Origin of the sequence: Streptomyces flavofungini, assembly GCF_041028215.1 — a bacterium.
Lineage (GTDB): Bacteria > Actinomycetota > Actinomycetes > Streptomycetales > Streptomycetaceae > Streptomyces > Streptomyces flavofungini_B.
Window position 1 is genome coordinate 1 of the sequence record NZ_JASKYR010000476.1, and the last position, 5,944, is coordinate 5,944.

A 5,944-nucleotide genomic window follows, 5' to 3' on the forward strand; every position below is an offset into this window, starting at 1 on the left:
TCCCGGTGGCGGCGGTGCTCGGAAGCACCCCGCGCAGCGGCCGGAACAGCAGCAGCGGGGCCGAGGCGCCGCCGCGCTTGTGCAGCCTGCGGGCGGCGTAGTCGCCCACGAACTGGATGATCGAGATGACCACGGCGAGGATCGCCACGGTGATCCACATCAGCTCGGTCTCGAAGCGCTGGTAGCCGTAGCGCAGCGCGAGGTCGCCGAGACCGCCGCCGCCGACCGTGCCCGCCATCGCGGAGTAGCCGATGAGGGCGACGACCGTGGTGGTGGCGCCGGAGATCAGCGAGGGCAGCGACTCGGGGACGAGCACCTTGCGTACGACGGTCCAGGTGGAGCCGCCCATCGACTGCACGGCCTCGACGAGACCGCCGTCGACCTCGCGGATCGAGGTCTCCACCAGGCGCGCGAAGAAGGGGATGGCGCCGACGGCCAGCGGCACCAGGGCGGCCTCGCGGCCGATGGTGGTGCCGGTGACCCAGCGGGTGAAGCCCATCAGGGCCACCATGAGGATGATGAAGGGCATCGAGCGGGCGATGTTCACGATCTGCCCGATGACCTTGTTGAGCACGGCGTTCTGGAGGAGCCCGCCGCGCTCGGTGAGGACGAGCAGGACGCCGAGCGGCAGTCCCGCGACGACGGCTATCAGCGTCGACCAGCCCACCATGTACAGGGTGTCCCAACAGGCCTGCTCCAGCAGGGGCTGCATCTCCGACCAGGTCACTTGGCACCTTCCTTGACCAGCGGCGTGGCGTCCTTCGGCGTGGTGGCGCCCGGTACGGGGGCCTCGCCCGCGATCTCGACCTGAAGGCCCTGCTCGCGCAGGAACCCGATCGGGACGACGTTGTCCTCGAAGCGGCCCGGCAGCTCGATGCGCATCCGGCCGACCTGCTTGCCCGCGACGGTGTCCATCGCGGCGCCCAGGATCGAGATGTCGATGTTGTAGGTGCGCGAGAGCTGGGAGATGACGGGCCGGGTGGCGGCCTCTCCCAGGAACGTCACGTCGACGACGGTGCGGTGCTCGCCCGTGGTGTCGCCGCTGACGGGGAAGAGCGCGGTGGCGAGCTCGGAGCCGGGGGTCGCGAGGAGTTCGGTGACGGTGCCGGACTCGACGATCTGCCCGCTCTCCATCAGGGCGGCGGAGTCGCAGACGCTCTTGACGACGTCCATCTCGTGCGTGATGAGCAGGACGGTCAGGCCGAGCTGCTGGTTGAGGTCGCGCAGCAGCTGGAGGATGGAGCGGGTGGTCTCGGGGTCGAGGGCGCTGGTGGCCTCGTCCGAGAGCAGCACCTTCGGGTCGCCGGCGAGGGCGCGGGCGATGCCGACGCGCTGCTTCTGGCCGCCGGAGAGCTGCGCGGGGTAGGACTTCGCCTTGTCGCCGAGGCCGACCAGGTCGAGCAGGTCGAGCGCCTTGCGGGAGCGCTCCTTGCCGGAGAGGCCGAGGATCTCCAGGGGCAGCTCGATGTTGTCCTGCACGGTGCGCGAGGACAGCAGGTTGAAGTGCTGGAAGACCATGCCGATGCGGCTGCGGGCCTCGCGCAGCTCCTTGCCCGCGCGCGGGCCGCGTCCGGCGAGGGCGGTGAGGTCCTGTCCGGCGACGGTGACCGTGCCGGAGGTGGGGCGCTCCAGCAGGTTGACGCAGCGGATCAGGGAGGACTTGCCGGCGCCGGACTGGCCGATGACGCCGTACACCTCACCCTCGCGGACGTGCAGGTCGACTCCGTCGAGGGCGGTTACTTCACGACCGCGTGAGCGGTAGACCTTGGTGAGGCCGGAAGTGGTGATCACAGGGGATTCCGTCACTGTCGAGTGCGCGGCGCGGGTGTGGCCGGGCACGGGGCATTCGTTCGGAACGCGGCACGGTTCTCGCGGTGGCGATGTGAACCGGAGGACGTGTGCGCGGGGCGGGCTCGCTTCCTGCGTCGGTACGGATTCACTTCGCGTACGTCGTGCAGGGGCGCGGCACAGCGGCTTCGCTTCGGGGCGCGAGGCTCAGAGGTGGTGCGGGGGCCCTCAGAAGGCGCACATTCGACACATACAACGAGCACCGGGCGTCATCATCGCCTCGGTCGCAAGGGTGCGGCTGCTCGTCGTGGTCATGGCCCAAGTAAAACACGCGTGAGACGCCGGGCCGCCACTGCTGTCCGGAATGCGGACAGTGGTGGGACGGGCGCGGACGGCGGGAAGCGGCCGGTCAGCCCGCGAGCGTGAGCTCCACGCCGTCCCCCGTGGCCTGCGCCGACACGGCGGAGAGGTCCTTGACGACCACGTCGGCGAGGAGTTCGGGGGCGTTGTGCGTTGTGGTCAACGCCACGGTCCGCATGCTCGCGGCGCGGCCCGCCCGGAGACCGGCGGGGGCGTCCTCGAAGACGACGCAGCGGGCCGGGTCGGCGCCGAGCTTCCCGGCGGCGAGCAGGAACGGCTCGGGGTCGGGCTTGCCGCGGGTGACGTCGTCCGCGGCGATGAGCAGGCCGGGCCTGATGCCGACCTCGGCGAGCCGTGCCTCGGCGAGGACGCGGGTCGCGGAGGTCACCACGGCCCAGCGCTCCCGGGGCAGCGACTCCAGGAGCTCGCGGGTGCCCGGCAGCAGCCTGACGCCACCCGCCACGTCGGAGACCTCAAGCTCCTCGATGCGGGTCACGGCGCCGGGGACCTCCTCCGGGGGCAGCAGGTCGGCGGCTATCTCGGCGGCGGGGCGGCCGTGCAGCTCGACGGCGGCGAACTCCTCCGGGGTGATCCCGTACTCCTGGGCCCAGCGCGTCCAGCAGCGGTACACCGACTCCATGGAGGAGATGAGCGTGCCGTCGTTGTCGAAGAGGAGCGCTTCAGCCTGGATCTTCATGGTCACCGAGCCTACGGGGCACCCCGGGGGCAGGCGCATCGGGTCAAAGGACCCGTAATAAAGTCACGGGCATGCTTGATGCCCTGACGATCGCGACCGCCGTGGCCGCGCTCGCCCTCGCCGCCTGGTGCGGTCTCGCCGCCTACCGCGACCAGCCGACCAAGGACTGGCACTTCATCGGCATGGGCGTGGTGACCTTCCTCGCCCTGGTCCAGCTGGTCGTGGGCATCGTGCAGCTGGCCCGCGGCGAGGACCCGGAGCAGGGCACGACGATCTTCGTGGCCTATCTGCTCGGCTCCTTCGCCTGCGTCCCGGCCGCGGGCTTCATGTCCCTGGCCGAGCGGACGCGCTGGGGCTCCTTGACGGTCGCCGCGGGCGGCGTGGTCCTCGCCGTGCTCGAAGTGCGGCTCTACGACATCTGGGGTGGCTGAGATGACCGCGACCGAGCCCGGCGAGAACGGGGCTCCCGCGTCCCGCGCGCGGGACGAGCGGAAGAGGCAGCGGCTGATCACCGGGCCCGGCATCCTGCTGGTCTGGCTGTACGGCGTGATGGTCGTCGGCGCGGTGTCGCGCTCGGCCGTGCAGATCTCCACGGACTTCGGCCGGGCCCCGCTCGCCTACTCGCTGTCGGCGCTCGCCGGGCTCGTCTACGGCTTCATCACGTACTCGCTGGTCCGGGGCGGGGACACGGCCCGCAGGGCGGCGCTGGTGTGCTGCGCCGCCGAGCTGGTCGGCGTCCTCGCCGTCGGCACCTGGACCCTCGTGGAGCCCTCCGCCTTCCCCGACGCCACGGTCTGGTCGGACTTCGGGATGGGCTATCTGTTCATCCCGGTGATCCTGCCGGTGACGGCGGTCTTCTGGCTGCGGAAGGCCCGCAGGGCCGCGTAGGCGCCCCGGGGGCCCACACCGGGACCGGACGTGTCAGGCGCTGGTGACGAAGGCGTCCGCCTGGACGTCCTTGGCCAGCGTGATGCGGGTCAGCCGTTCGTTGACGTACTGGGTGCTCACCGGCGCGTATCCGTGCTTGCGGTAGAGCTGGAGGTTCTGTTCACTCCGATGGCCGCTGTCGAGGCGGAAGCACTTGGCGGAGCCGCCCGCGCCGAGCCGCTGCTCGACGGCGTCGAGGAGCCGTCCGCCCAGGCCGTGCCGCTGCATCCGCGGATGGACGATGAGCTTGCCGATCCGCGCGGTGCCCTCGGCGTCGACCGTGCCGCGCACGGAGGCCACCACCTCGTCGCCGAGCCGCGCCACCAGCACCGTTCCCGAGGTCAGCTCGGCCCTGATGGAGTCCAGGCTCTGGGTCAGCGGCTCGATCGAGTAGTCGCCGTAGAGCTCGGCCTCGCCCTGGTAACAGAGGTACTGCAGTTTGAGGATCTGTTCGGCGTCCGCTTCGGCCGCCGCCGAGATGGTCACGCTCATGCCCATGTGTGCATGCCTCCCGCTCACCTGCTCCACCGGTTGTCCCTCACTCCCTTCCCCATGGGCCGGGAGACGCAACCTCCGCCGCGAGCATTCTGCGCAGGCATCCCAGGCATCGGGAACGTTCCGGCCCCAGACTCCCCTGTGACATTCCCAACGCTCCTGCGATTTCCCGGTAGGTGAGGTCCTGGGGGGACAGCAGCGCGGCCATGAGGCGGGGGCACCGGCCGGGCAGTCTGCGGACGGCGGCGTACAGGGCGGCGTGCCGGTCGGCCGTCAGAGTGACCTCCTCCGGGCTTCGCCGGTCGTCGGCGGGCTCGGACCCGCCGTCGGCCGTCCGGGCGCTCTCGTGCCGGGCGGCGCTCCGGGTGCGGAGCGCCTCGGCGCGGACGGCGCCGCGCAGCCACCGCGCCGGGTCGGCGGGCGGCCCCTCGGCGGCGAGGCGCTCCAGGAGCCGCAGCCACACCGTCTGCTCCAGGTCACCCGGGTCGGTGCCGGGGCCGAGGGTCTCGGCGGACGCCTCGGCGGCGAGCAGCGGCCCCAGGACGTGGATGAGCGCGGGCAGCGCCTCGTACGTCATGTACGGCGGGACGCGCCGCCCCGCGAGGAGGTTTCCGGGACGGCGCGCTTCCACCCCGACCGGGGCTCCGGGGCTCAGCCGTTGACGAAGTCCGCGGCGGCGAGGAGGGCGGTGTCGCAGTTGTCGGAGAAGATCCCGTCGATGCCCGTCCCGAAGTACGCCTTGAAGGCGCCGAAGGCGTCGCCGTAGGCGTTCGGGTCGGTGCCCTTCCTGAAGTTCGCGGGCAGGAAGGTGTTCTCGTTGCGCATCGTGTACGGGTGCAGGATCAGGCCCGCCGCGTGGGCGTCCTTCACCAGCGTGGTCGGCGTGCCGAGGCTGCCGTCGGCCTTGCGCGGGATGACCAGGTCCAGGGTCGGGCCGATGCCCTGCGCGAAGCCCGCCATCCAGCGCAGGCCCTTGGGCGTGATCAGGTCGGCGACGGTGCGCGGGTCGCCCGCCTCCACGAAGTCCCAGGGACGGGAGTTCGCGCTCGAGAGGAGCACCACGCGCGGCGCGGAGACCAGCTTGGCCAGGCGCTGGATGCTGCTGGGCTCGAAGGACTGGAGGAAGTTCGGCGAGTTCCTCCTGTGCCGCCCGTAGCGGCGGAGCAGCCCGGCGAGCGGTTCCTCCAGGCCGAGACCCAGCTTGCGGAAGTACGTGGGGTGCTTGGTCTCGATGTGCAGCCAGATTTCCCTGCCCCGCTTTCGGCCTTCCTTCTCGGCCCACCGGAGGACCTCCTCCAGGGTGGGCACCTCCCAGCGGCCGTCGTAGAGGGTGTTGCGCTGGCGGGTGCCGGGGATGCGCTCCTTGGCGCGCAGGGTCTTCAGCTCGGCGAGCGTGAAGTCCTCGGTGAACCAGCCGGTGAGCGAGGTGCCGTCCACGGACTTCGTCGTCTTGCGGGAGGCGAACTCCGGGTGGGCCGCGACATCGGTCGTCGCGGTGATGTCGTTCTCGTGCCGGCATACGAGATGGCCGTCCTTGGTGGGCACGACGTGGGGGGGGGGGGGGGGGGGGGGGGGGGGGGGGGGGGGGGGGGGGGGGGGGGGGGGGGGGGGGGGGGGGGGGGGGGGGGGGGGGGGGGGCTCGATGACGTGCGCCCCCATGTCCAGGGCGAGCTGGTA

General features: G+C 71.7%; 7 protein-coding genes and 1 pseudogene. 2 read left to right on the plus strand and 6 right to left on the minus strand.

From position 1 onward, the window contains the following. The 3 genes from AB8Z36_RS27410 to AB8Z36_RS27420 form a co-directional block, all read right to left on the minus strand. Nucleotides 1-727 (minus strand): methionine ABC transporter permease (locus AB8Z36_RS27410; protein WP_369216057.1); only part of this gene is annotated, 727 nt, incomplete at its 3' end. After that, nucleotides 724-1,791, minus strand: a complete 1,068-nt coding sequence (locus AB8Z36_RS27415) for a methionine ABC transporter ATP-binding protein (protein WP_369216058.1) — start codon at nt 1,789-1,791, stop codon at nt 724-726. The genes AB8Z36_RS27415 and AB8Z36_RS27410, both read right to left, overlap by 4 nt. Nucleotides 1,792-2,197: 406 nt before the next feature. Then, complete coding sequence (locus AB8Z36_RS27420) at nt 2,198-2,845, minus strand: HAD family hydrolase (protein ID WP_369216059.1); 648 nt, start codon at nt 2,843-2,845, stop codon at nt 2,198-2,200. 71 nt (nt 2,846-2,916) lie between these two features. On the opposite strand from AB8Z36_RS27420, the gene AB8Z36_RS27425 reads away from it, so the two are divergent. Further along, nucleotides 2,917-3,276, plus strand: a complete 360-nt coding sequence (locus AB8Z36_RS27425) for a hypothetical protein (protein WP_369216060.1) — start codon at nt 2,917-2,919, stop codon at nt 3,274-3,276. Nucleotide 3,277: 1 nt separating this feature from the next. Further along, nucleotides 3,278-3,733: a hypothetical protein gene (locus AB8Z36_RS27430; protein WP_369216062.1), complete on the plus strand. Its 456-nt coding sequence runs from the start codon at nt 3,278-3,280 to the stop codon at nt 3,731-3,733. Nucleotides 3,734-3,766: 33 nt separating this feature from the next. Here AB8Z36_RS27430 and AB8Z36_RS27435 read toward each other — a convergent pair whose 3' ends face one another. The 3 genes and pseudogenes from AB8Z36_RS27435 to AB8Z36_RS27445 all read right to left on the minus strand — a co-directional run. Beyond that, entirely contained in the window at nt 3,767-4,270 is a 504-nt protein-coding gene (locus tag AB8Z36_RS27435) for a GNAT family N-acetyltransferase (protein ID WP_369216061.1), read from the minus strand. A 40-nt stretch (nt 4,271-4,310) separates the two neighbouring features. Next, entirely contained in the window at nt 4,311-4,844 is a 534-nt protein-coding gene (locus tag AB8Z36_RS27440) for an RNA polymerase sigma factor (RefSeq protein WP_369216063.1), read from the minus strand. 74 nt (nt 4,845-4,918) lie between these two features. After that, a pseudogene (locus tag AB8Z36_RS27445) lies at nt 4,919-5,815 on the minus strand (glycerophosphodiester phosphodiesterase family protein); the annotation flags it as partial. Nucleotides 5,816-5,944 lie beyond the last annotated feature (129 nt).

What these genes read in the sequence shown, in the direction of transcription:
- AB8Z36_RS27420 (WP_369216059.1), bottom strand. Translation starts at nt 2,845, where the DNA reads ATGAAGATCCAGGCTGAAGCGCTCCTCTTCGACAACGACGGCACGCTC.
- AB8Z36_RS27425 (WP_369216060.1), top strand. Translation starts at nt 2,917, where the DNA reads ATGCTTGATGCCCTGACGATCGCGACCGCCGTGGCCGCGCTCGCCCTC.
- AB8Z36_RS27430 (WP_369216062.1), top strand. Translation starts at nt 3,278, where the DNA reads ATGACCGCGACCGAGCCCGGCGAGAACGGGGCTCCCGCGTCCCGCGCG.
- AB8Z36_RS27435 (WP_369216061.1), bottom strand. Translation starts at nt 4,270, where the DNA reads ATGGGCATGAGCGTGACCATCTCGGCGGCGGCCGAAGCGGACGCCGAA.
- AB8Z36_RS27440 (WP_369216063.1), bottom strand. Translation starts at nt 4,844, where the DNA reads ATGACGTACGAGGCGCTGCCCGCGCTCATCCACGTCCTGGGGCCGCTG.